Origin of the sequence: Streptosporangium carneum (assembly GCF_027922005.1) — a bacterium.
GTDB classification, from domain to species: Bacteria; Actinomycetota; Actinomycetes; order Streptosporangiales; family Streptosporangiaceae; genus Streptosporangium; species Streptosporangium carneum.
In genome coordinates, this window is sequence record NZ_BSEV01000012.1 from 230,478 (window position 1) to 251,661 (window position 21,184).

At 71.9% G+C, this 21,184-nt stretch carries 18 protein-coding genes; 9 read left to right on the top strand and 9 right to left on the bottom strand.

Annotation, left to right across the window (positions count from 1 at the left end; genetic code table 11):
• Positions 1-24: 24 nt before the first annotated feature.
• The gene (locus PKF00_RS25240; RefSeq protein WP_271220114.1) at positions 25-1,998 is read left to right on the top strand and encodes a sigma-70 family RNA polymerase sigma factor; all 1,974 of its coding nucleotides are present in this window, start codon (positions 25-27) and stop codon (positions 1,996-1,998) included.
• A gap of 144 nt (positions 1,999-2,142) precedes the next feature.
• Here PKF00_RS25240 and PKF00_RS25245 read toward each other — a convergent pair whose 3' ends face one another.
• From PKF00_RS25245 to PKF00_RS45220, 8 genes are all read right to left on the bottom strand, one after another.
• Positions 2,143-2,619, bottom strand: a complete 477-nt coding sequence (locus PKF00_RS25245; protein ID WP_271220115.1) for a GNAT family N-acetyltransferase — start codon at positions 2,617-2,619, stop codon at positions 2,143-2,145.
• A 146-nt stretch (positions 2,620-2,765) separates the two neighbouring features.
• Positions 2,766-4,157, bottom strand: a complete 1,392-nt coding sequence (gene cysS, locus PKF00_RS25250; RefSeq protein ID WP_271220116.1) for a cysteine--tRNA ligase — start codon at positions 4,155-4,157, stop codon at positions 2,766-2,768.
• Between the two features lie 65 nt (positions 4,158-4,222).
• Positions 4,223-6,070 carry a sigma factor-like helix-turn-helix DNA-binding protein gene (locus tag PKF00_RS25255; RefSeq protein ID WP_271220117.1) on the bottom strand — a complete coding sequence of 616 codons (1,848 nt, stop codon included), beginning with the start codon at positions 6,068-6,070 and terminating at the stop codon, positions 4,223-4,225.
• 49 nt (positions 6,071-6,119) lie between these two features.
• Positions 6,120-8,177, bottom strand: a complete 2,058-nt coding sequence (locus PKF00_RS25260) for a UvrD-helicase domain-containing protein (protein ID WP_271220118.1) — start codon at positions 8,175-8,177, stop codon at positions 6,120-6,122.
• A 3-nt stretch (positions 8,178-8,180) separates the two neighbouring features.
• Positions 8,181-10,661: an MSCRAMM family adhesin gene (locus tag PKF00_RS25265; protein ID WP_271220119.1), complete on the bottom strand. Its 2,481-nt coding sequence runs from the start codon at positions 10,659-10,661 to the stop codon at positions 8,181-8,183.
• Between the two features lie 111 nt (positions 10,662-10,772).
• A complete protein-coding gene (locus PKF00_RS25270; protein ID WP_271220120.1) occupies positions 10,773-11,525 on the bottom strand; it encodes a class I SAM-dependent methyltransferase in 753 nt (250 codons plus the stop codon).
• A gap of 129 nt (positions 11,526-11,654) precedes the next feature.
• Positions 11,655-12,734 (bottom strand): ABC transporter substrate-binding protein, encoded by a 1,080-nt coding sequence (locus PKF00_RS25275; protein ID WP_271220121.1) that lies wholly within the window; start codon positions 12,732-12,734, stop codon positions 11,655-11,657.
• A gap of 64 nt (positions 12,735-12,798) precedes the next feature.
• Complete coding sequence (locus tag PKF00_RS45220; protein ID WP_271220122.1) at positions 12,799-13,035, bottom strand: putative acetyltransferase; 237 nt, start codon at positions 13,033-13,035, stop codon at positions 12,799-12,801.
• A 109-nt stretch (positions 13,036-13,144) separates the two neighbouring features.
• Here PKF00_RS45220 and fdxA point away from each other — a divergent pair, with 109 nt between their 5' ends.
• From fdxA to PKF00_RS25295, 3 genes are all read left to right on the top strand, one after another.
• Positions 13,145-13,471, top strand: coding sequence for a ferredoxin (gene fdxA, locus PKF00_RS25285; RefSeq protein ID WP_271220123.1), 327 nt, complete (start codon positions 13,145-13,147; stop codon positions 13,469-13,471).
• Between the two features lie 120 nt (positions 13,472-13,591).
• Positions 13,592-14,671 carry a succinyldiaminopimelate transaminase gene (gene dapC / locus PKF00_RS25290; protein WP_271220124.1) on the top strand — a complete coding sequence of 360 codons (1,080 nt, stop codon included), beginning with the start codon at positions 13,592-13,594 and terminating at the stop codon, positions 14,669-14,671.
• 11 nt (positions 14,672-14,682) lie between these two features.
• Entirely contained in the window at positions 14,683-15,351 is a 669-nt protein-coding gene (locus PKF00_RS25295) for a DUF4178 domain-containing protein (protein WP_271220125.1), read from the top strand.
• Between the two features lie 272 nt (positions 15,352-15,623).
• Here the strand turns inward: PKF00_RS25295 and PKF00_RS25300 are convergent, their stop codons facing one another.
• Positions 15,624-16,433: a hypothetical protein gene (locus PKF00_RS25300; protein WP_271220126.1), complete on the bottom strand. Its 810-nt coding sequence runs from the start codon at positions 16,431-16,433 to the stop codon at positions 15,624-15,626.
• Between PKF00_RS25300 and PKF00_RS25305 the strand changes: the two genes are divergently transcribed.
• The 5 genes from PKF00_RS25305 (at position 16,411) to PKF00_RS25325 (ending at position 20,927) form a co-directional block, all read left to right on the top strand.
• Entirely contained in the window at positions 16,411-16,617 is a 207-nt protein-coding gene (locus PKF00_RS25305; protein WP_271220127.1) for a hypothetical protein, read from the top strand. The two genes, PKF00_RS25300 and PKF00_RS25305, sit on opposite strands and share 23 nt — an antisense overlap.
• Positions 16,617-17,537, top strand: a complete 921-nt coding sequence (locus tag PKF00_RS25310) for a 2,3,4,5-tetrahydropyridine-2,6-dicarboxylate N-succinyltransferase (RefSeq protein WP_271220136.1) — start codon at positions 16,617-16,619, stop codon at positions 17,535-17,537. The genes PKF00_RS25305 and PKF00_RS25310 overlap by 1 nt, the downstream gene beginning before the upstream one ends.
• Positions 17,538-18,092: 555 nt before the next feature.
• Positions 18,093-19,166, top strand: coding sequence for a succinyl-diaminopimelate desuccinylase (gene dapE / locus PKF00_RS25315; RefSeq protein ID WP_271220128.1), 1,074 nt, complete (start codon positions 18,093-18,095; stop codon positions 19,164-19,166).
• A 238-nt stretch (positions 19,167-19,404) separates the two neighbouring features.
• Positions 19,405-20,199, top strand: a complete 795-nt coding sequence (locus PKF00_RS25320) for an LOG family protein (RefSeq protein WP_271220129.1) — start codon at positions 19,405-19,407, stop codon at positions 20,197-20,199.
• Positions 20,200-20,339: 140 nt separating this feature from the next.
• Positions 20,340-20,927: an LOG family protein gene (locus PKF00_RS25325; RefSeq protein WP_271220130.1), complete on the top strand. Its 588-nt coding sequence runs from the start codon at positions 20,340-20,342 to the stop codon at positions 20,925-20,927.
• Positions 20,928-21,184: the final 257 nt, after the last annotated feature.

Consider the following 21,184-nt stretch of genomic DNA (forward strand, 5'->3'; position numbering starts at 1 on the left):
GCGAACGGGGGCGGTGCTGTCATCATGCCCGTGACGGACGTCCACCGCACGGTCGACGCGGTCTGGAAACTCGAGTCGGCCAGGATCGTCGCCGCGCTCACGCGGCTGGTGCACGACGTCGGCCTCGCCGAGGAACTGGCCCAGGACGCGCTCGTCTCCGCCCTCGAGCAGTGGCCGGAGTCGGGAGTCCCGGACAGTCCCGGCGCCTGGCTGACGGCCGTCGCCAAGCGTCGCGCCGTCGACCGCATCCGGCGGTCCCAGCGTCTCGAACGCAGGCACGAGCAGCTCGCCCGCGAGCTGGACCAGCGGCAGGACCCCGAGCCGCAGGACCCGGAACGGGACGACGTCCTGCGGCTGATGTTCGTCTCCTGCCACCCGACCCTCCCGACCGAGGAACGGGTCGCGCTGACGCTCAGGCTGCTCGGCGGCCTGACATCCGCGGAGATCGCGCGGGCCTTCCTGGTCACCGAACCGAGGATCGCCCGGCGCGTCGCCTCGGCGAAGCGGACGCTGGCCGAGGAACAGGTGCCGTTCGAGCTGCCGGAAGGCTCCGAGCTGGCCGAACGCCTGGCGTCGGTGCTCGGGGTCATCTATCTGATCTTCAACGAGGGATACTCGGCCACGTCAGGCGACGACCTGATGCGCCCCGGCCTCTGCCACGAGGCGCTGCGGCTCGGCCGGCTGCTGGCCGAGCTGGCGCCGTACGAGGCGGAGGTGCACGGACTCGTCGCGCTGATGGAGATCCAGGCGTCCCGCGCGGACGCCAGGACCGGCCCTTCCGGCGAGCCCGTCCAGCTGCTCGAGCAGAACCGGGGGCGCTGGGACCAGCTGCTCATCCGCCGCGGGTTCACCGCGATGCTGCGGGCCAGGGAGATCGGCGGCACGCCGGGCCCCTACGTGCTGCAGGCGGCGATCGCCGTGTGCCACGCGCAGGCACGGACCCCGCAGGACACGGACTGGACGCAGATCGCGACGCTGTACGAGGCCCTGGCCCGGCTGCTGCCCACGCCGGTCGTCCAGCTCAACCGGGCCGTGGCGGTCGGGATGGCGCACGGCCCCCAGGCGGGGCTCGCCCTGGTCGACTCGCTGACCGCCGATCCCACGCTGCAGGACTACCACCTTCTTCCCGGTGTCCGGGGCGATCTCCTGATCCGGCTGGGACGGCACGAGGAGGCGCGCCTGGAGCTGGAGCGGGCCGCCTCCCTCACCGGGAACGTCGCCGAGCGCGCCTTCCTGCTCCGCCGGGCGGAGGAGATCGCCGTCGCCGGGACGCCGGGAGTCACCCTCGCGCAGGCCGCCGGGGACTTCCTCGACCGCGACGACCTGGAGGCCGGGACGGTCCGCTCGTACGGGCAGACCCTGCGACGCCTGCGCCTGACCCTGGGCGACCAGCTGCCGCTGGCCTCCCTGACCGCCGAACAGGTGGTGCGGGTGTTCGCGACGGCCTGGGGCGGGGCGGCGGCCGGCACCTGGAACCGGCACAGGTCGGCCGTCAGGTCGTTCGGCGCGTGGGCGTCCCTCGACGACCTCGCGGCAGGTCTCGACCGGCGGGCCGAGACCCGCCCCCCGACGGAGACGATCGGCCAGGCGAAGCTCGAGGCGCTCTGGAGCCGTGCGGACCTGCCGCTGCGTGAACGGACCCTGTGGCGGCTCCTGCACGAGTCGGCGGCCGGGGTGACGGCGGTGCTGTCCCTGAACGTCGAGGACCTGGACCTGGAGGACCGCAGGGCACGCGTGGGCGACGGCTGGGTGAGCTGGCGCTCAGGGACCGCTGGGCTCCTTCCCCATCTGCTCGCGGGCAGGGCCCGCGGCCCCGTCTTCCTCACGGACCGGCGTCCGGGACCGTCCCGGACACCGGCGGAGAGCGACCTGTGCCCCGAGACGGGACGCCGCCGCCTGTCCTACGAGCGGGCCGAGTATCTCTTCAAACAGGCCACCAGGCCCCTGGACCCGGCGGGCGGCGGCTACACCCTCCGGCAGCTCAGGCCCCGCGCCTGAGCAGCCCCCTCGGCGCGACCCTGACCCGGCCCCTCAGCGTGACCCCTGACCTGCCTCTCAGCGGCCTCTGACGGCCTCTGAACAGCCTCCCCCGACCGGGCCTCTCAGCGGCCCGACCGGCGAACCTCCCGGCGCCGTCCGGGACTACAGCGTGGTCTCCAGGACCACCGAGCGCATGGCGAAGCCGTTGCGCTGGTAGAAGCGGACGGCCGCCTCGTTGCCGGAGTAGGCCGTCACGCCCGCGTACTGCGCGCCGTGCAGGGTCGCCCACGTCCTGAACTCCGCCACCAGCCTGGCTCCGATCTTCTGCCCGCGGTAGGCGGGCTGCACGTAGACGCTGCCCAGCGTCGCGACCGTGACCGGCCGCATCGGGGTGGGCTCCGACAGCGAGCCGGTCAGGTGGCCGACGATCCGCCTGTCGTCCTCGGCGACCATCACCAGACGCCCGGGGTCGCCCAGCGCCTCGGTGAACCTGGCCAGGCCGTGCTCCCTCGGCCAGTTCACGTTGAGGGAGGGGTCGCGGGTCCCGGCGTCCTCGGCGAACAGCGCGGAACTGCACGCCACGACCCCGTCCAGGTCGGCGGTTGTGGCGACCCGTACGACAACGCCAATCTCACTCATGATCGGGACGCTATCGGCTGTCACCGACATTAACCGTGATCCGCCCTGCGACCTGCGGGGACAGGGGAACCTCATCCCGTTTCGCCCGCCCCGCCGACGCCGCCGGGCCCGCCCCCTCACCGTCGTCTCGGCGGGCGGGAGGAGGGCTAGTGGGTCCCGGCCGACCAGGTCTGGCCCTCCGGGGTGTCCGCGACCCGGACTCCGAGGGCGGCGAGCTCGTCGCGGAGCCGGTCCGAGGCGGTCCAGTCCCTGGCCCCGCGCGCCCGCAGCCGCTGTTCGAGCAGCTCGGCGGCGCCGGGCGGGAGACTCGGCGACCTGCCGATGTCGATCGACAGGTCGAGGCCGAGGATCTGGTCCAGGTGCAGGAAGGCCTCGAACCGGGAGCCGGGCGCGATCGAGTCGTCGCGTTCCAGCTCCCGCAGCAGGCGCAGGGCCAGCGGGGTGTCGAGGTCGTCGTCGAAGGCGGCCTCGATCCGGGAGACCCGCTCGGCGGGCATCGGGCGGCTGGGGGACTCCGACCACTCGGCGACCCGGGAGCGCCAGCGGCGCAGGGCCTTGTCGGCCGCCCTGAGGGTGTCCCAGGTGAGGTTCATCTGCTGGCGGTGGCGGTGCTCGAGCAGGGCGAGCCGCACGGCCAGCGGATCGAGCCCCGCCTCCGTCACGTCGCCGAGCAGGACCACGTTGCCGGTCGACTTGGCCATCTTGCGCCCGTCGAAGAGCAGGTGCTCGCCGTGCACCCAGTGGTCGACCACCTCGTGCCCCACGGCGGAGTCGGTCTGGGCCCGTTCGTCCTCGTGGTGTGGGAAGCGCAGGTCGATCCCGCCCGTGTGCAGGTCGACGCGCTCGCCGAGGAAGCGCAGCGACATGGCCGAGCACTCGATGTGCCAGCCGGGGAAGCCCCGTCCCCACGGGGTCTCCCAGGTCATCTCACGATCGGAGGGCTTCCACAGGGCCCAGTCGGCGTGGAAGCGCTTGCGCGGGTCGACGCCCTCGACGCGATGGCCGGGCTTCAGCTGGTCGAGGCGGTTGCCCGAGATCTCGCCGTAGGAGGGGAAGGAGGCGGCGTCGAAGAAGACCGACCCGTCGGGGGTCGCGTAGGCGTGCCCCTTCTCGATCAGCTTGGCGATCATCTCGACCATGAGGTCGATCGTCTCCGTCGCCCTGGGGGAGTGCTCGGGCGGGCGCATGTTCAGCGTGGCCGTGTCGGCCCTGAACGCCTCCTCGTAGAACCGCGCGACCTCGAGGCCGGTCCTTCCCTCGGCGCGGGCCTGGGCCAGGACCTTGTCCTCGCCCGTCGGGTCGGTCTCGGCGTCGTCGACGAGGTGCCCGACGTCGGTGATGTTCCGGCAGGCGACGACCCGGACCCGGTGCCGCTCCGCGACCCGCCTGATCAGGTCGGCCAGGAGGTAGGAACGGAGGTTGCCCACGTGCGCGTGGCGGTAGACGGTCGGCCCGCAGGTGTACATCCGCATCGACCTGGCCCCCTGGGGGACGACCGGTTCGACCTGGCGGCGCCGTGTGTCATACAGCCGTAGCATGCTCCGAGCCTATTGCCATGAGACGTCGCCAGAAAGGTCGCGGGGGCGTCGCCTGGAGGGTTCCGTCAGGCGGCCCCCTCGAGGAAGGCGAGGATGTCACGGTCGCCGCGGTCGCGGAGACGGGCGATGACCTCGTCCCGGCCCGAGCCGTCCTGCAGGCCGATGCGGGCCCCGATGAGGCGGATGCCCTCGGCCTCCGAGGCGACGGGGGCGGTGTAGCCGATCAGGTGCAGGGCCCGGTTCAGCGCGGGCAGGCCCGCCGCCGCCGCGGGAAGGTAACGGGTCAGGAGCTCGCCGCCGTCCGAGACCGTCAGGAAGACGTGGTCGCCCTCCGCGGCGTTCGCGGCGACCAGGACGGGACGGATGGAACCCATGGTCGGCTGGTTGTGCCAGCTGATCACCACGTCGCCGGACGGGGTCGAGGCGGTCAGCTGGCCGCCGGGCGCCATGCCCAGGTGCGCGGCGAAGCCGGTGGGCAGCGGCGACCCCGAGCCCCGCAGGTGCTCGGCGTTGACGTCGACCCGGTGCCACCAGCGCCCGTCGCGGCTGCGGAAGCAGCGGCGGGTCGCCGAGACGTCCCGGCGCGGCTGGTAGTCGGGCTGCTCGGCGCCGGCGACCCTGATCCAGCCGCGCTGGGTGCGCTCGAAGCCGGGGCCGCCCGCGTAGGCGCGGACCGAGCTCTCGCTCACGTCGTAGCGCGAGGTCAGGTTCGTGACGATCGTGTTGACCGAGGCCTCGCCGTTCGACCGCTCGATCTCGCGGACGATCATCTCCCGGATGCCCAGGTACTGCTCGCCGCCCCACCGGGACAGGCCGTACTTGTTGCGGTCGAGACGCAGGAAGCGGTCGTCGGCGGTGAGCTGGTTGCGGATGCCGACCAGGCTGTAGTCCTCGCCGATGCGCTCCTGGATCTCCTCGGGGGTCAGCGCGCTGCCCGCGACCGCGAGCACGGCCTCTGCCTTGTCGTTGACGCTGCGCGGCCACGGCACCACGTGGTCCTCGAGGACCCGGAGCTGGGGCACCGCGATGAGCCACCGCTCGGCCACGTCCTCGCGGATGCCCAGCTGGCTGACCAGCGTGACGGCCTCGACCAGGGGGCGCGGGCCGTCGGTGAACAGCTGCCTGGTCTTCTCCCGCAGCTCGTCGGCCCCGCCCGCCACGAGCCAGCCGTCCACCTGGTCGTAGCCGGTCAGCAGGGTCCGCACGAACCGCCACGCGGGAATGCCCAGGGTCGCCAGGTCGCCGCGGTGCCACGGCACCGCCGCCGCCAGGTCGTCGGCGGGCACGGCGGAGCCGAGGCGCCCGCGCAGCCAGGAGACGTGGGCGACCAGCGGGGCCGCGTCCTCGCTCGCGAGCCAGGCCTCCACGTGGTCGCGCAGGTCACGCTCGATCTGCCGGATCCGCTCCCTGGTCACGGAGAAGCGCTGGGCCAGGTCGTCCAGCGTGGCCCGCTGCGAGGCGTACAGGCGGTCCCTGGCGATCGCCCGCTGCCGGTCGTCCAGGGTCGCGAAGACCTCGTCGATCAGCTCCGGCAGCGGCCGGTCGGGCCGGGAGGGACGCACTTGGGCGACGCTCTCCTCGGTGACCGGCTCGAGGAGGCGTTCCAGCACCCCGGTGAACAGTTTGTGCACCACCTCGCGTCCCAGCCCCTCGGGGGTCCTGACGCTCGAAGCCGGATCGGCGAACCTGAGCAGGGGCAGCACGTCGCCGAGCATCAGGTGTCCCCAGCACGTCAGGGCGAGGTCCGCCAGACGTCCGGCGACCTCGGAGGTCCCGATGGTTGAGCAGGCCCGGTCGAGCGGAAGCGCCTGCCACCACGCCTCGGGGAGACGGGGGTCGGTTGCGATCGGCGCTACCTGGCCGGGAGAGGTCCAGCGCAGGGGTGGCGCGATGTCGCTCAGGCTGAGGTTCATTGAGGTCCAACCGGCAAAGGGGAATATATCCGCAGTTCAGAGTATGTCGTCAGGTGGGAAGGAAGGGGCTGGCTCGTCCGGAGTGGGACACATAAAGAAGTTCCTTGGCACGGGTGCAGGCGACATAGAGCAGCCCACGCTCCCGCTGGAGGTCGTGCGCCCGCGCGGCGGGGTCCTCTTCTCCGGGGGTGAGGGAGGCGGGGGCGGGCACGATCCCGTCGGCGACACCGATCACGGCGACCCGCCGGAACTCCAGGCCCTTCATGCCGTGCATCGTCGTCACCCTCACCCCCAAGTCCCGCAGGGCGACGCGGGCTTCGTTGACGAGACCCGCCGTCCTGGCGGCCACCCCGATCTCCCAGGGCGGCACACCCTCCTGGGTCCACTGTCCCACTTGTGCGACCAGACCGGTCAGTTCTTCCTCCGGAGAATCGTAGGCTCGGACCATCGGGCGGGACCCGTGCCGCGTCGAGCGGAAGCCGTACAGCTCCTGCACTCCGTCGACCAGTCCGTCCGCGGGGCCGCCGCCGCGTAGCCGCACGCCCCAGGAGAGGATCTCCTGCGGAAGCCGGTACGACACCTGGAGCCGCCGCCGGATCGCGTTGATCCCGACGGAGCCGAGCGCGACCCGCGTGTCGAAGATGCGCTGGTGCGGGTCGCCCACGATGAACAGGTCGTCGCGGCCGTGCGGCACCGCCGCGCGCAGCAGCCGCCACTGCGCCGGGTGGATGTCCTGCGCCTCGTCGACCACGATGTGCCGGTACGGCTCGCGCCTCGGCTCCCTCTCCTCGAGCAGGTCCCCGGTCGTCAGGGCGAGCAGCTGTGAGGCGTCGGCCGCCAGCTGGAGCAGGGTGCGCTTGCCTCGCTCCCGCAGCCGCCCCGTGACGTGCTCGACGGCCCGCCACACGGCGGTCCGCTCGGCGGCGGAGAGCTCCACGCCGCGCCCGGGGCGGGGGGCGGTCAGATACTCCTCCAGGGTCCGCAGGTTCTGCGCCAGCACCACCTGCTCCCACTCGCGCAGCAGGAAGGCCGGGCTGTGGTCGCTGCCGGTCTCCTCCCAGAGCGCGGTCAGCTCGGCGGCGCCGGCCAACGCGGGCGCCCGTCCCTCGGCCTCGGCGACGATGCGGTGCGCCAGCCGGTCGACGTTGCCGACCTCGATCCGCTCACGGACCGCCCCGTCCTCGACCAGCATGTCGAGCCGGGCGCCGAGCTCGACGCTCAGCCTCTGGGAGAAGGTGACGAGCAGGATCCGGCCACCGGTGCGACCGGCGAGGAACGCGGACCTGTGCAGTGCGACGAGGGTTTTGCCGGTGCCCGCGCCGCCGGTCACCAGCATCGGCCGTTCGTGCGACTCCCAGCGGGCGAGACGGTGCTGCGCCGGTTGCAGGAACACGCACCAGCCGGGCGCGGTGACGACGCGGTCCAGCTCGTGGGGGTCGGCGACGAAGACCGCGCGGTCCGGGCTGCGCAGCAGCGCGGCGGCGAGGTCGTCCGGGTCGACCGGGTCGGGGCCGGGGGCGGTCGCGCGGCACATCTCGAGCTCGCGCCAGGCCCCGGCGACCGATTCGCCCCTGGCCAGCGCGGCCAGCGGCGCGTACTGCGTCGCCGGGAGCAGAAGCTCCAGGGCCTCGAGCATCAGTTCGTCGGTGATCTGCCGGACGAGCCGCAACAGCCCCCGGTCGATGCCCAGCGTGGCCATGTCGGCGTCGCAGGTCTCGGAGAAAAGCCGCATGGACGAGGAGTCGGCCGCCCTGCGCACCGCGGGCTCGATCCGTTCCAGGGCCGCCACGTCCCACGTCTCGACCACACCCAGCGCGGTGTTGACGCTGAAACCGTGACTCCGAGCGTAGGCCCACGCCTCCGCGTCGGGCAGAACGGTCAGCAGCCAGTAGACGTCCCGCTGCTTGACCGCGACGCCGCGGTGCCCTTCGGCGAGCCTGAAGGTGACGATCCGGGGGTCCCTGGCCCCCACGACCCGCTCCGGATGCGGCGCGCCTGCCACGTTCTGCATGAACCGGCGCACCGCGACCAGGACGGTCTTGCGCACCGGCGAGGCCAGCGCGCCGAGTTCCACGGGGAACTCCGGGGAGATCGCGAGTCGGGGCATCGGCTAGGCCAGCAGGGACAGCAGGTCGCGGTCCCCGCGTTCTCTCAGCCGGGCGAGGAGGTCCGGCAGGCCCACCTGCCCGGTGAGGCCGACCCGCGTGGCGATGACCCGCGCCGCCTGCTCGGGGGTGCCGCCCGGCGCGGTGTAGCCGACCAGCCGCAGCGCCCGCGCGACCGGCTCGACCTCGCCGCCCGCGGCGGGCAGGTGCCTGGCCCGCAGGATCCCCTCGTCCGACAGGGTCAGGAACAGGTGACTTCCCCGCTTCGCGCCCACGTCTTCGAGCAGCGTCCTCAGCGACTCGAGGACGGGACGGTCCTGCCAGCTCAGGCCGAGCTCGCCGACCGCGCTGTCGACCCTGCGCGCGGTCCCCGGCGTCATGCCGAGATAGGCGGCGAACCCGCTGGGCAACGGGCACTCGGCGCCCTGGATGTGCTCGGCGGTGATGTCGATCCTGAGCCACCAGCGACCGTCCGGCTGCCGGAAGCAGCGCCGGGTCAGCGAGACGTCCTTGAGCGGGCGAAACGGTCCTTCCGCAGGTCTCCCTTCGGCTTCCCCGTCCACCTCGTCCGCCGCGCCGTCCCGGGGATCAGGGGCGTCCGCGGCGCGGTCCGGGGAGCCCGGCGGGCCGGCCGCGCCGTCCCCGCCTCCGCCGACGTGCTGGGGCGGTCGCTGGCCCGCGCCGAGGATGCGGAGCTGGGGGACGTTCTCCAGCCACTCCTTGGCCACCTCGGGATGGATGCCGAGCGAGGCGACCAGTTCGAGGGCCCTCACCATGGTCAGCGGCGGCTTGGCCCCGCTGATCACGTCGCGGGTGCGGTGGCGCAGTTCGACGATGTCGCCCTCGACGAGCCAGTCGTCGGCCAGGCGGTGGTCGGGGAGGGTGGCCAGCACGAACTGCCAGACGGGCACGTCGAGGGAGCGGAGCTCACGGGCGTGCCATGAGGCCAGCGTGACCAGACGCGACTTGGGGGAGGCTTTGCCGAGGGCCCTGCCGACCTCGGCCAGATGGTCCCGGTACGGCGCCGCCTCGTCGGAGGCGAGCCACTCCCCGAGCCTGCGACGCAGGTCGGCCTCCGCCTCGTCGATGACCTCCGGCTGCACGGCGAAGAGCTTCGACAGCGCCTCCACGGCGGCGGGGGCGTCGGTGAACACCCTGTTCTGCGCGACGGCCCAGCTCTTGTCGTCCAGGTCGGCGAAGGCTCCGTCCAGCAGCGCGTGCAGGTTTCCCACGGGCCGGGAAGGCTGTTCCCGCGCGTCCCGCTCCGGGGCCGCGCCCACGGCGACCGGCTCCCGCGGCTCGTCCGCGCGCGCTCCCGCCCGCTCGTCCGCGTGTTCGTCCGCCCGTTCGTCCGCCTGTTCCTCCGGGCGCGCTCCCGCCCGTTCGTCCGCCTGCTCGTCGGCCCGGGCTTCCGCGGGTGCGCCCGCCCGTTCGTCCGCCTGGATTTCCGCGGGCGGCTCCGCCGCCGCGTCGACGGCGGGTTCGCCGTCCTCACCCGGTTCGCTCTCCGGCCCCGCCCCCGCTTCGGCGGCGGCCTCGGCGCCCGGAGCGGGCTCAGCCCCGGGGGCGGGCCCGGGGGCGGGCTCCGCTTCCCGCGCGTCCGCTTCGGCGCCCAGGTGCTCAGAACTCGCGGATCCGGACAGTTCCGGCTCGGACGGCACGGGGGCGAGCGGTTCCGGCTCGGACGCCTCGGCCCCGGACGGTTCCGGCGTGGAGGCTCCGCGGGCGGGCGGCTCGGGGGTGAGCGGTTCCGGCTCGGACGGCCCGGGCTCAGAGGGCGTGGCCTCACGGTCGGAGACGGACGCGGGTTCGGACGAGGGCTCCGAGACGGGCTCGGACGCGAGTTCGGAGGCGGGCTCCGAGACGGACTCGGGCTCCGAGACGGGCTCGGGAGTGGGGTTCGAGACGGGCTCGGGCGCGGGCTCCGAGACGGGCTCGGACGGCGCCTTCGCCGGTGTCGCCTCCGGGGCCGACCCGTTCTCCCGGACGCCTGCCGCCGAGGGCGTCGGCTCGACCGCCCGGGCCTCGGCCTCCTGACCGGGGGCGGGCGGGGGCGCCGGGGCGTGCGACACGCCGGGAACGGGGTGGGCCACCCGGTTGAAAACCGCGGCGAACAGCGCGTGCAGCACCGGGAGCGGCCGGATGAAGGGCTGGTCGCGCAGTTCGTGACCGGTGAGGGCCAGCAGGCCGCCCCAGGAGCCCGTGCGGTCGAGGGCGATGGCCGTGTAGGGCTCGTCGGCCTCCTCCGGGTCCAGGACGTACAGGGCGGGCAGGACGTCGCCGACGGACGCGGCGGGCCAGTGCTCCAGGGCGACCCCGGCGAGGATCTCCGCGAGCCTCTCAGGGCCGAGCACGGCGAGCACCCGGGCCATCGGCAGGCTGCGCCACCAGGCGTCCGGAAGATCCGGCTGGTCGCGTAGGAGTGGAATCGCAGCCGCGTCGCTCCAGCGGAGCGGCGGCACGAGGTCACTCAGACTGAAGTTCATCCGTTCCCTTCACCAGCCCCTCAAGCCGCCCGAGTCACTCCACGTCGCCGGGGAACGAGACTCATGGAACAGACCATAGTCTGGCAAATCGCCCCAGCGCATCGGGTCCGGTCAGCGACGTACGGCCGCGAACCGGAGTCGCACGTAGTCGGCCATCCAGCCGGTCTCCCGCCGCAGGGCGGGGGCGGCCAGTTCGTTCACCCGGCGGAGCAGCGGTTCGACCAGATCCGCGGGCAGTCCCTGAAGCAGGGATCCGGCGAACATCCGCACCCAGTCGGCGGCCCCGCCCGGACACTCGTCGAGCGGGGTGGGGCGGTCGAAGTACTCCAGCAGACGGACGGTGAACCCGCCCTGCTCGAGGCGCGTGGCGTACTCGGCCGGACTCGGGAAGTACCACGGCAGGTCGGGTTCGGGGAGCCCGTGCTCGCGCCAGGCGGTGGACAGCGCCGCCGTGAGCGCGGCGCAGTTGCCCGCGCCGCCCATCTCGGCCACGAACCGCCCGCCGGGGGTCAGCGCCTGCCGCACGCTGGATATCACCGCGTCCGGCTCGCGGCCCATCCAGTGCAGGGCCGCGTTGGAGAAGACCGCGTCGTACGGCTGGGCGACCGTGAAGTCGCGGCCGTCGCCCACGATGAAGTCCAGCCCCGGGTGGAGCGCCAGGGCCTTCTCGATCATCGCCGGGGATCCGTCGATCCCCAGCACCCGGGCGCCCCGGGAGCTGATCTCGGCGGTCAGCGTCCCGGTCCCGCAGCCGAGGTCCACGACGCGCTCTCCCGGTTGCGGGTCGAGCAGGTCGACCAGGGGAGCCCCATGTGCGGAAACGTAGCCGAAGCTGCTGTCGTAGGCGCGAGCGTTCCACCTCATCTGACTCGGGGTGTCATATCGCAAGACGCTCAGCTCACATTCCGAGACGCAACGGCCTCTTATCGGTCCTCTCCAGACACTTTAGAGCCTCAAAGATGTCCCGACATATCAGTCTCATCAGCCTCAGGCTTAACCGACCTTCGCCGCCCACTCCCGCTTGAGGTACGTCTTGGCCGTGTCGGTCTCCGGAATGCTGAGGATCAGCGGCCTGGCGCTCGTCGCGGGAAGCTTGGCGGCGAGTTCCCGGTCCAGTGTCCCGCGCATCTGGAGGGCCTCCATCCTGACCGGCCTGGCGTACCCCTTGAGGAACAGGTTCTGCCCCCGGTCGGAGAACAGGAACTCCTGCCAGAGCCGGGCGGCGGCGGGGTGCGGGGCGTTCTTGCTGACGGCCTGGACGTAGTAGGCGCTGAGCACGTTCTCCCCGGGGATCGCGACCTTCCAGCCCGGTGTCCCGCCGTTCGCCTCGTGGGCGGCCCGCTCGGCGTTGTGGTAGTCCCAGTCGACCACGACCGTGGCCGTCCGCTCCGTCGCCGCGAGGTTGCCCGCCTTCTTCAGGCGGCCGAAGAAGTCCACGCCCCTGGCGGCCTCGGCCTTGCCCCCGCTGATCGAGGCGGCCATCACCCCGTTGAAGGCGGCGGAGGTCTGCCGGGGGTCGCCGGGCAGCGAGACGCTGTAGCCGGGCTTGAGCAGGTCGGCGTACGAGGTCGGGGCGGCGACCCTGCGCGGGTCGTAGCCGATGGACATGTAGCCGCCGTACCCGGCGTACCAGCGCCCGCCGTAGTCCTTCAGGTGGTCGGGGATGTCCAGCCACTGCTGCACCTTGTACGGGGCGAACATGGGGGCGTTGGCGACCGCGACCTCCAGGCTCAGGTCGAACACGTCGGGTTTGAGCTGAGCCGCGGCCTCGATCTCCCGCTGGCTGCTGGCTCCCGGTTCCACCTGGTCGACCTTGATCCCGTACTCCTCGGAGAAGGAGTCGATGATCTCGCCGTAGTTCACCCAGTCGCGCGGCAGCCCGATCACGGTGAGCGAGCCCTCCTTCTTGGCGGCCTCGACGAGACGTTCCATCGTCGAGAACCCCTCCTTCAGGGAGGCGGCCTGCGGCTTGACCGGCGGAAGTTGCGCGTTCTGCGGCGCCGGGGCACTGCTGCATCCGGCGAGCGTGGCGGTGAGGATCATGGCGGCGGCGGCGCTGATGCGTACGGTCACGGGGCGAATACTCTCCGCGACCGAAGGGTGGGTCTAGGAGGCGCGGCCTTTTTTGGGAAACGGCTTACGTCCGGCGGGGACGCCCCTCCGGGACGACCTTCGCCGCGGCGAGCGTTTCTTCGGCGATCTCCACCAGGGTGCCGTCACGCTTACGCACTCCGAGAACGCCGTCGCGCCAGAACTCCAGTTCGCCCACGGCGTCACGGAAACCCTCCGGCACACGTCGTCGAGTGGTTACTCTTTTCCCCACGTCAGAAGGGGTTAGGGTGATTTTAAGGGCAGCGCCGACGCCGAGGATCATCGTCTTTTGCCCCCTCCCGTTTCAGACATCTGGCGGGCACGGCAATACTAGGGCGTAGCAACCCGCGGTCGAAGTCGTGCCTAGGTGCGTAAAAAAGAAGGAGCCCGAGGTGACCTACGTCATCGCGCAGCCTTGCGTGGACGTCCTGGACAAGGCGTGCATCGAGGAGTGCCCCGTCGATTGCATCTACGAGGGCGAGCGCATGCTCTACATCCACCCCGACGAGTGCGTGGACTGCGGCGCGTGCGAACCCGTCTGCCCCGTTGAGGCGATCTTCTACGAGGACGACCTTCCCGAGCAGTGGAAGGATTTCTACAAGGCCAACGTCGAGTTCTTCGACGACCTGGGATCGCCGGGCGGCGCGTCCAAGGTCGGCAAGATCAACAAGGACCACTCGATCGTCGCGGCCCTGCCGCCGCAGGCCGAGAGTCACTAGCGGGTTCGCGCGGGCGGGGGCAGGCGAGACGAGTCCGCCCCCGCCCGCGCAGGTTCACACGACAAGACGCCCTCCTGTCGTCCCCGGCGGGACGCAAGGACATCACGAGCGGGGAGAGCTGTGATCGGCCTGCCAGACTTTCCATGGGACCGGCTCACGCCGCTCAAGACGCTGGCCCAGGCGCATCCCGACGGGATCGTCGACCTGTCGGTCGGCACGCCCGTCGACCCGGTGCCCGCCGTCGTCCGGCAGGCGCTCGCCGACGCCTCCGACAGCCCCGGCTATCCGCTGACCTACGGCACGGAGCGGCTGCGCTCGGCCGCCGCGGGCTGGCTGCTGCGCAGGCACGGCGTGCACGTCGACCAGGCGAACGTGCTGCCGCTGATCGGCTCGAAGGAGTTCGTCGCCTGGCTCCCGACGCTGCTCGGCGTCGGCGCCGGGCAGCGGGTGGTCTTCCCCGAGCTGGCCTACCCCACCTACGACGTCGGGGCACGCCTGGCGGGCGCGGAGCCGTACGCCACGGACGGGCTGCTCTCCCTCGGACCCGAGCGGGCGCCGCTGGTCTGGGTGAACTCCCCCTCCAACCCGACCGGCAGGGTGCTGCCCGCCGAGCACCTGCGCAAGGTGGTCTCGTGGGCGCGCGAACACGGCGCGGTCGTGGCCTCGGACGAGTGCTACATCGAGCTCGGCTGGGAGGAACAGCCGATCTCGATCCTCCACCCCGACGTCTGCGGCGGCTCGCACGAGGGCCTGCTCGCGGTGCACTCGCTGTCCAAGCGCTCCAACCTGGCGGGATACCGCGCCGGGTTCGTCGCCGGTGACCCCGCGCTCGTCCAGCGCCTGCTGGAGGTCCGCAAGCACGCGGGCATGCTCATGCCGGGCCCCGTCCAGGCGGCCATGGCCGTGGCGCTGGACGACGACGAGCACGCCGAGGAGCAGCGGGCCCGCTACGCCGCCCGCCGCGCGGCGCTCAGACCCGCCCTCGAGGCGGCGGGCTGGCGGATCGAGCACTCCACCGCGGGCCTGTACCTGTGGGCGTCCGACGGCACCGACTGCTGGAAGCAGGTGCGGGCACTGGCCGACAGGGGCATCCTCGTCGCGCCCGGCGACTTCTACGGCAAAGCGGGCAGTGCGCATGTCCGAATCGCCGTGACCGCCAGTGACGAACGGATCAGTGCGGCGGTGCGCCGCCTCCAGTAGGATCGCGCGGCATGACCCCTGAGGTCGCCGTGATACTGGGACTGAGCGCGGTCACGCTTGTCCTGTTGCTGGGCGCGTTCTTCGCGACCACGCGCCAGGACAGGAAACCGCGCAGGTCCGGGGGCTCCGGCGAAACCCCCCTCCCACCGGCCGAGGACGCGCAGACGCCTCGGCCGAGCACGGGCCATGTCGGCATCGACTATCCCGACCCGCGCACGATCAAGGTCGGCGACACGATCGACTGCCAGGGCGTGCGAACCCGGGTCCTGGGCGCCCTGTACCTGTCATGGCAGGGAAACCAGTGGACCGAATACCTCCTCGACGACGGCAGCCGCCGCTACCAGTGGCTGTCGATCGAGACACGCCCCGGTCTGGGCGCAGGCGACCTCCAGCACCTCGAGGTGCTGCTGTGGACGCCCGTGCCCACGCAGGGCATGGTCCCGGCCAAGACCACGCTGAGCGTCGAGGAGGTCCAGTTCTTCCCCGTCGACCGGGGCACCGCCGCCTTCCGCTCCGAGGGCGTCACCTCGATGCCTGAGCGCGGCCTGCTCGACTTCGCCGACTACCGGGCCTCGGACGGCCGCCTGCTCTCCTTCGACCGCCTCCAGGGCCAGCCGTGGACGTCCTCGTACGCCCAGGCCCTGCCCCCCGGCTCGATCAACATCGAGAAGAAGAACTGACCCCCTGCCCTTCGCCCCGTTCCCGCCTCCTGCTGTCCGGAGGCCCTCCGAGCCCCCGTCTCCTCCCGGGCACGAGCCTTCCGAGTCTTCGTCCCGCCCAGACGTCTTCGTCCCGCCCAGACGTCTTCGTCCCGCCCAGACGTCTTCGTCCCGCCCAGGCGCAGACCCCGAGCCCGCCGCCTCGAGGGAGGACGGCGGCCACGACGCGTCGTGCCACGCGGACCGGTGCCTGGGAACACCGCGAACCCGGTGAAAGCCCGCGGTCAGTACGGCTAGGAGATCTCCACCTTGCTCTTGGGGGCCCCGGAGTCGGGCTTCCATCCTTCTTCCTCGCCGTTGTCCGACTTCCAGGCCTGGCCGCCGTAGCGGACCTGGCGCAGTCCGAACTTCTTGGCGTGGGCGACCGCCCAGCTGGCCGTCAGCCAGCCGTACTCCGGAGAGGTCGCGTCGAACGTGGCGTTCGAGCCGAGCGCGTGGACGAGCCCGCGCCTGGCCTTGTCGGCGGGGGGCGGCGAGGTGGCGCCGGTCGTGGCGGCCGTGGCCGTCGGGGTGCGGGTCGGAGCGGGGAACCAGCAGTTCACGGCGTTGGGCACGCGCCCGGTGAACGCCGCCGCCAGGATCTTCCCCTCGTCCTCGTGCTGGGCGTACGCCGAGCCGTCGGCCGAGCGCTGCACCCTCTGGGCCGCCTCGTGGAGCGGCAGCTTGCGGTAGTTCTTCACCTTCACCAGCGCCGAGAAGAACTTGCCCGTGGCGTAGACCGGGTCGGTCAGCTGCTTCGGCGTTCCCCAGCCCTGTGAGGGCCGCTGCTGGAACACCCCCACCGAGTCGCGGTCGCCGTAGGGCAGGTTCACCAGCTTGGACTCCTGGATGCCGGTGGCGTAGGCGATCACGACCGCCCGTTCCGGCAGCTTCCTGCGGGCCGCGACCGCCGCGATGATCGAGGCGACCTGAGCCTGGTCGATCTCCAGCTCCAAGGAGCCCTCCGGAGTGGTGATCTTGCACCCCTCGCCGAGATCCCTGAAGGGCGCCCGGTTGAGCAGGGAGAAGATGCCCACGGTGATGGCCACCGCCAACACGGTCACGATCGCGATGATCGCGATGACCCCTTTGGAGAAGCGCCGTCGCACGCTGAAGAACCTACCGATCTCAGGCAGCCGGGAAGCGGCGGCGGATCTCGTCGAAACCTCGAAGTCGGAATCTCGAAGGGGAGCCGTCGCGCTCTGTTATCGTTTCACAGGTTTTGCGGGCAGAGCCTGCCCGTCGTGATGCCTGCGCGGCTCGGCGAGAAGCCGCTTTCGTCCGGGAGCGGAGGAGCCACGAGCCAGAGCCATTCCAGTCCGCTGCCGACAGCCGTCGACGAGCTGTGGAAACGCAGGGCCGCGCTGGGCCCCGGCGACCCGGAGGCGCGCAGCGTCGTCGTGAGCGCCGTCGACATGCTCGACAGCGGCAGGGCACGTGTCGCCGCCGTCTCCGGCGACGGCGAGGTGGTCGTGGACGAGCGGGCGCTGAAGGCCGTCACGCTGGCCTTCCACGTGCTCGGCATGGCCAGGTGTCAGGTGGGTGATTTCCACCACAACGATCGCATCCCACTGAAGACCTCCCTCGACGGAGTCCGCGTCGTGCCGGGAGCGATCGCCCGCTGGGGCGCCCACCTGGCTCCGGGCGTCGTCCTGATGCCCTCGTTCGTCGACATCGGCGCCCACGTGGGCGCCGGGACCACGGTCGGCACCTGGGCCTCGGTCGGCTCGTGCGCCCAGGTCGGGGACGACGTCCGCCTGTCCTGCGGGACCGTCGTCGGCGGGGGAGGCGGAGCCGTCGGAGGACTCGGAGGACTCGAAGGACTCGAAGGCGACGGCGCGGCGCCCGCGATCGTCGAGGACGGCGCGCTGGTCGGCAGCCGCGCGGTGGTCGGGGAGGGGGCCAGGGTCGGCAGGGGAGCGGTGCTCGGCGCGGGCACGATCCTGTCCGCCCGCACACCGGTCGTCGACGCGCGGACCGGCGAGGAGCTGGGACGCGGGCGCGTCCCCGACCGGTGCGTGGCCGCCGGAGGCACCAGGAGCACGCGGTTCGAGGGCGGAGACTTCGGGCTGCCCTGCGTCCTGGTGGTCGGGCGACTGCGGGAGGGGCCGCGCCACGACAGGGCCGAACTCGACGAGATCCTGCGCGAGCACGGGCTCGAGGCGTGACCGGGCGGCGCAGGCGTCCCGTCCTGCGGGTTGTGCGGTGGGCCGTCTGGCGGGCCGTCCGATCAAGGGTCCTGCGGGCCGTCCGGCGGGACTTCGCTCTCCGTCCTCCCCGCCGCCGTCTCCGGTCGGCCGTCGCGAGGCGGGTCATCGGACACAGGGTTCGATCGGGCCTGAGGCGTCTGTTCGGCCGGAGGCCGCGCCTCTTCGGGCGGAGATCGCGCCTCTTCGGGGGGAGGTCGCTCTCGGGGACGAGGCGTCTCCTCGCCTGGAGGCCGCGTGCGGGGGCACGGCGTCCCCCCGCGCGGAAGTCGCGGACGCGACGCGTCCCCTGACGGCCGCACGCCCCCTGGGGCGACCTGACGGACACGTGACTGGAGGACCTCGCCGCGCCGCCCGCCCTCACCGGACGTGCCGCGTCTCCCGAGGCGGGGCACAGGTGGGGACCGGACGTGCCGCGTCCGCCGAGGCGGGTCACGGGTGGGGACCGGGACCGGACGTGCCGGGTCCCCGAGGGGGGTCACAAGTGAGGGCACGGTCGGAGATAGGGTCGCGAGCATGAGTACGCGTCTGGATCTCACACAGGACGTCGGGGCGCTCACCGCGCGGATCGTGGACGTCGAGTCCGTCAGTGGCGACGAGAAGGTCCTGGCGGACGCCGTCGAGGAGGCACTGCGGGCGCTGCCGCACCTGCGCGTCGACCGCGACGGCGAAGCGATCGTGGCCCGCACCGAGCTGGGCCGTGGCGAGCGGGTGGTGATCGCGGGGCACATCGACACCGTCCCGATCGCGGACAACCTGCCCAGCCGGGTCGAGGGGGACCTGCTGTACGGCTGCGGAACCTCGGACATGAAGGCGGGCGTCGCGGTCGCGCTGAAGCTGGCCGCCGCGCTCAGCGAGCCGAGCCGGGACGTGACCTACGTCTTCTACGACTGCGAGGAGATCGATTCGGAGCGCAACGGCCTGCTCAGGCTCAGCCGCAACCACCCCGACTGGCTCACCGGGGACTTCGCCGTCCTCATGGAGCCGACGGACGGCGAGATCGAGGGCGGCTGCCAGGGCACGCTCAGGGCCGAGATCACCACCAGGGGCAGGCGGGCGCACAGCGCCAGGTCCTGGCTGGGGGTCAACGCCGTCCACGCGGCCGCGCCGGTGCTGGAGATCCTGAACGCCTATCAGGCCAGGCTCCCCGTCGTGGACGGCCTCGAATACCACGAGGGCCTGAGCGCGGTGGCGATCCGCGGCGGCGTCGCGGGCAACGTGATCCCCGACGAGTGCGTGGTGACCGTCAACTACCGGTTCGCCCCTGATCTGTCGCTTGAGGCCGCCCAGGAGCACGTGAACGAGGTGTTCGACGGATTCGAGGTCCGTTTCACCGACGGGGCCTCGGCGGCGCGTCCCGGACTGACCCATCCGGTCGCGGCGGCCTTCCTCGCGGCAGTCGGCGGCACGCCGCGGGCCAAGCTCGGCTGGACCGACGTCTCGCTGTTCTCGGGCCTCGGGGTTCCCGCGGTGAACTACGGGCCTGGCGACCCCAATCTGGCGCATCAACGCGGAGAGTTCGTCTCACTTGAGAAGATCGCCGACTGCGAGCGGAGAATGCTCGGCTGGCTGGACCCGCGGCACCGATGAGCCCGACGCCCCACGTCGCGGAGACCGCCGGTGAGGTGCGAAGACAGCCGGAAGGCGAGCGGGACGTGGGCCGGGCACAAATGAAAGTGGCTTTCCTCGCCGGCCATTTGGCGGGGAAAGCCACTTTCAGTCCCGAGCAGCACCCTCGGCAGTTAGACGCGGCCTCCAGGAAATCCGGTTCCAGGTTTTCCTGGAGAATTTTCAAGATTTTTCCGATGTCGGCGCTAGCGTGTTCGGCATGAAGAAGACACGCCCGGAACGCCGTCAGGGCGCCGCAGTCGTCCGCGGTGACCTTGTCTCCGACTCCACCCACGACCAGCGACTTCTCGACCGCAGAGGGCCCGCGGACTGGCTGCACATGGACCCGTGGCGGGTGATGCGCATCCAGGCGGAGTTCGTCGAGGGCTTCGGCCAGCTCGCGGAGCTGCCGGAGGCGGTGACCGTCTTCGGGTCCGCGCGCACCCCCGAGGACTCCCCCGAGTACGAGCTGGGCGTCAGGCTCGGCCGCAGGCTGTCCGAGGCGGGCTACGCCGTGATCACCGGCGGCGGCCCCGGCTGCATGGAGGCGGCCAACCGGGGAGCCAGGGAGGCGGGCGGGGTCTCGGTCGGCCTCGGCATCGAGCTCCCCTTCGAACAGCACATGAACGAGTACGTGGACCTGGGCATCGAGTTCCGCTACTTCTTCGTCCGCAAGACCATGTTCGTGAAGTACTCCTGCGGCTTCGTCGCGCTGCCCGGCGGCTTCGGCACGCTGGATGAGCTGTTCGAGGCGCTGACCCTGGTCCAGACGCGTAAGGTCACCTCCTTCCCCGTCGTGCTGCTGGGCACGGACTTCTGGGGCGGCCTGGTCGACTGGATCAAGACGACCCTGGTGGACTCCGGCAAGATCTCCCCGGCCGACCTGGACCTCGTCCAGGTCACCGACGACGTGGACGACGCCGTACGGATCATCGTCGACGCCGACAGGAACCGGGTGAACCGGCTCAGGGCGGAAGAGCGGGCGGCCAGGAACACGGTCGGCGACGCCGAATAGGTCTTCCCGCGTGTGAGCCTGGGGCGTTCGCCCGGCCGTCATGTGAGCCTGGGGCTTTCGCTCGGCCGTCATGTGAGCCCGGGCGTCCGCCGGGCCGTGCGAAGGTTCCCGCGCGAGTGGACGCCGAATAGGGTGCTCCCGTGTTCATATGCGTGTTCCTGGCGTCGAGCCAGAAGATCGACCAGAAGTATCTGGCACTGGCCGAGGAGGTCGGCGCCGAGCTGGCGCGGCGCGGGCACACCCTGGTCAGCGGGGGAGCCACGGTCTCCTGCATGGGGGCGGTCGCCAGGGCGGCCCGCGCGGGCGGCGGCCGTACCGTGGGGGTGATCCCCCAGGTCCTGGTGGACATCGAGGTCGCCGACGAGGAGTCGGACGAGCTGATCGTCACCACTGACATGCGGGAGCGCAAAGGCGTCATGGACGCCCGCTCCGACGCCTTCCTGGTGCTGCCCGGCGGCATCGGGACGCTGGAGGAACTGTTCGAGATCTGGACCGCGAGGACCATCGGCCTGCACGACAAGCCACTGGTCCTGCTGGATCCGTGGGGCGTCTACGCGCCGCTGAAGGCCCTGGTCGAGGGGCTTCACGCGGAGGGCTTCACACGGGCCGACGTCTTCGACGCGATCTCCTGGACCGCCACGGTCGAGGAGGCGTTCGAGCTGCTGGAGAAGACCACCAGGCACCTGGCGCCCAGCGTCGAAGAGCTGGGCGAGGCCACGGCGGGCTAGAGGCTGCTTTTTGGATCGGTGGGGGTTGGGGCGGCTGCCGTCGGGTGGGTGCGGTGTTCTTCTCGTTCGTTGTGGTCTTCTGGTTCGGGTGGTTCGTTTGTTCTCCGGGCCGGGCCTGGTTTTCTGGGCTGGGCTTGGTTCTCTGGGCTGGGCTTGGTTCTCTGGGCTGGGCTTGGTTCGCGTGGAGGGGGGCGGGTGGTCCGGCCGGCCGTCTCAGCTGAGCTCTGGCGGATTCAGGCCTCCGGCCTGGCGGGCGC

Excerpts from the sequence above, each read along its gene's own strand:
- PKF00_RS25240 (WP_271220114.1), top strand. The coding sequence starts at position 25 with ATGCCCGTGACGGACGTCCACCGCACGGTCGACGCGGTCTGGAAACTC.
- PKF00_RS25245 (WP_271220115.1), bottom strand. The coding sequence starts at position 2,619 with ATGAGTGAGATTGGCGTTGTCGTACGGGTCGCCACAACCGCCGACCTG.
- cysS (WP_271220116.1), bottom strand. The coding sequence starts at position 4,157 with ATGCTACGGCTGTATGACACACGGCGCCGCCAGGTCGAACCGGTCGTC.
- PKF00_RS25255 (WP_271220117.1), bottom strand. The coding sequence starts at position 6,070 with ATGAACCTCAGCCTGAGCGACATCGCGCCACCCCTGCGCTGGACCTCT.
- PKF00_RS25260 (WP_271220118.1), bottom strand. The coding sequence starts at position 8,177 with ATGCCCCGACTCGCGATCTCCCCGGAGTTCCCCGTGGAACTCGGCGCG.
- PKF00_RS25265 (WP_271220119.1), bottom strand. The coding sequence starts at position 10,661 with ATGAACTTCAGTCTGAGTGACCTCGTGCCGCCGCTCCGCTGGAGCGAC.
- PKF00_RS25270 (WP_271220120.1), bottom strand. The coding sequence starts at position 11,525 with ATGAGGTGGAACGCTCGCGCCTACGACAGCAGCTTCGGCTACGTTTCC.
- PKF00_RS45220 (WP_271220122.1), bottom strand. The coding sequence starts at position 13,035 with ATGATCCTCGGCGTCGGCGCTGCCCTTAAAATCACCCTAACCCCTTCT.
- PKF00_RS25295 (WP_271220125.1), top strand. The coding sequence starts at position 14,683 with ATGACCCCTGAGGTCGCCGTGATACTGGGACTGAGCGCGGTCACGCTT.
- PKF00_RS25305 (WP_271220127.1), top strand. The coding sequence starts at position 16,411 with ATGGCCACCGCCAACACGGTCACGATCGCGATGATCGCGATGACCCCT.
- PKF00_RS25310 (WP_271220136.1), top strand. The coding sequence starts at position 16,617 with ATGCCTGCGCGGCTCGGCGAGAAGCCGCTTTCGTCCGGGAGCGGAGGA.
- dapE (WP_271220128.1), top strand. The coding sequence starts at position 18,093 with ATGAGTACGCGTCTGGATCTCACACAGGACGTCGGGGCGCTCACCGCG.
- PKF00_RS25320 (WP_271220129.1), top strand. The coding sequence starts at position 19,405 with ATGAAGAAGACACGCCCGGAACGCCGTCAGGGCGCCGCAGTCGTCCGC.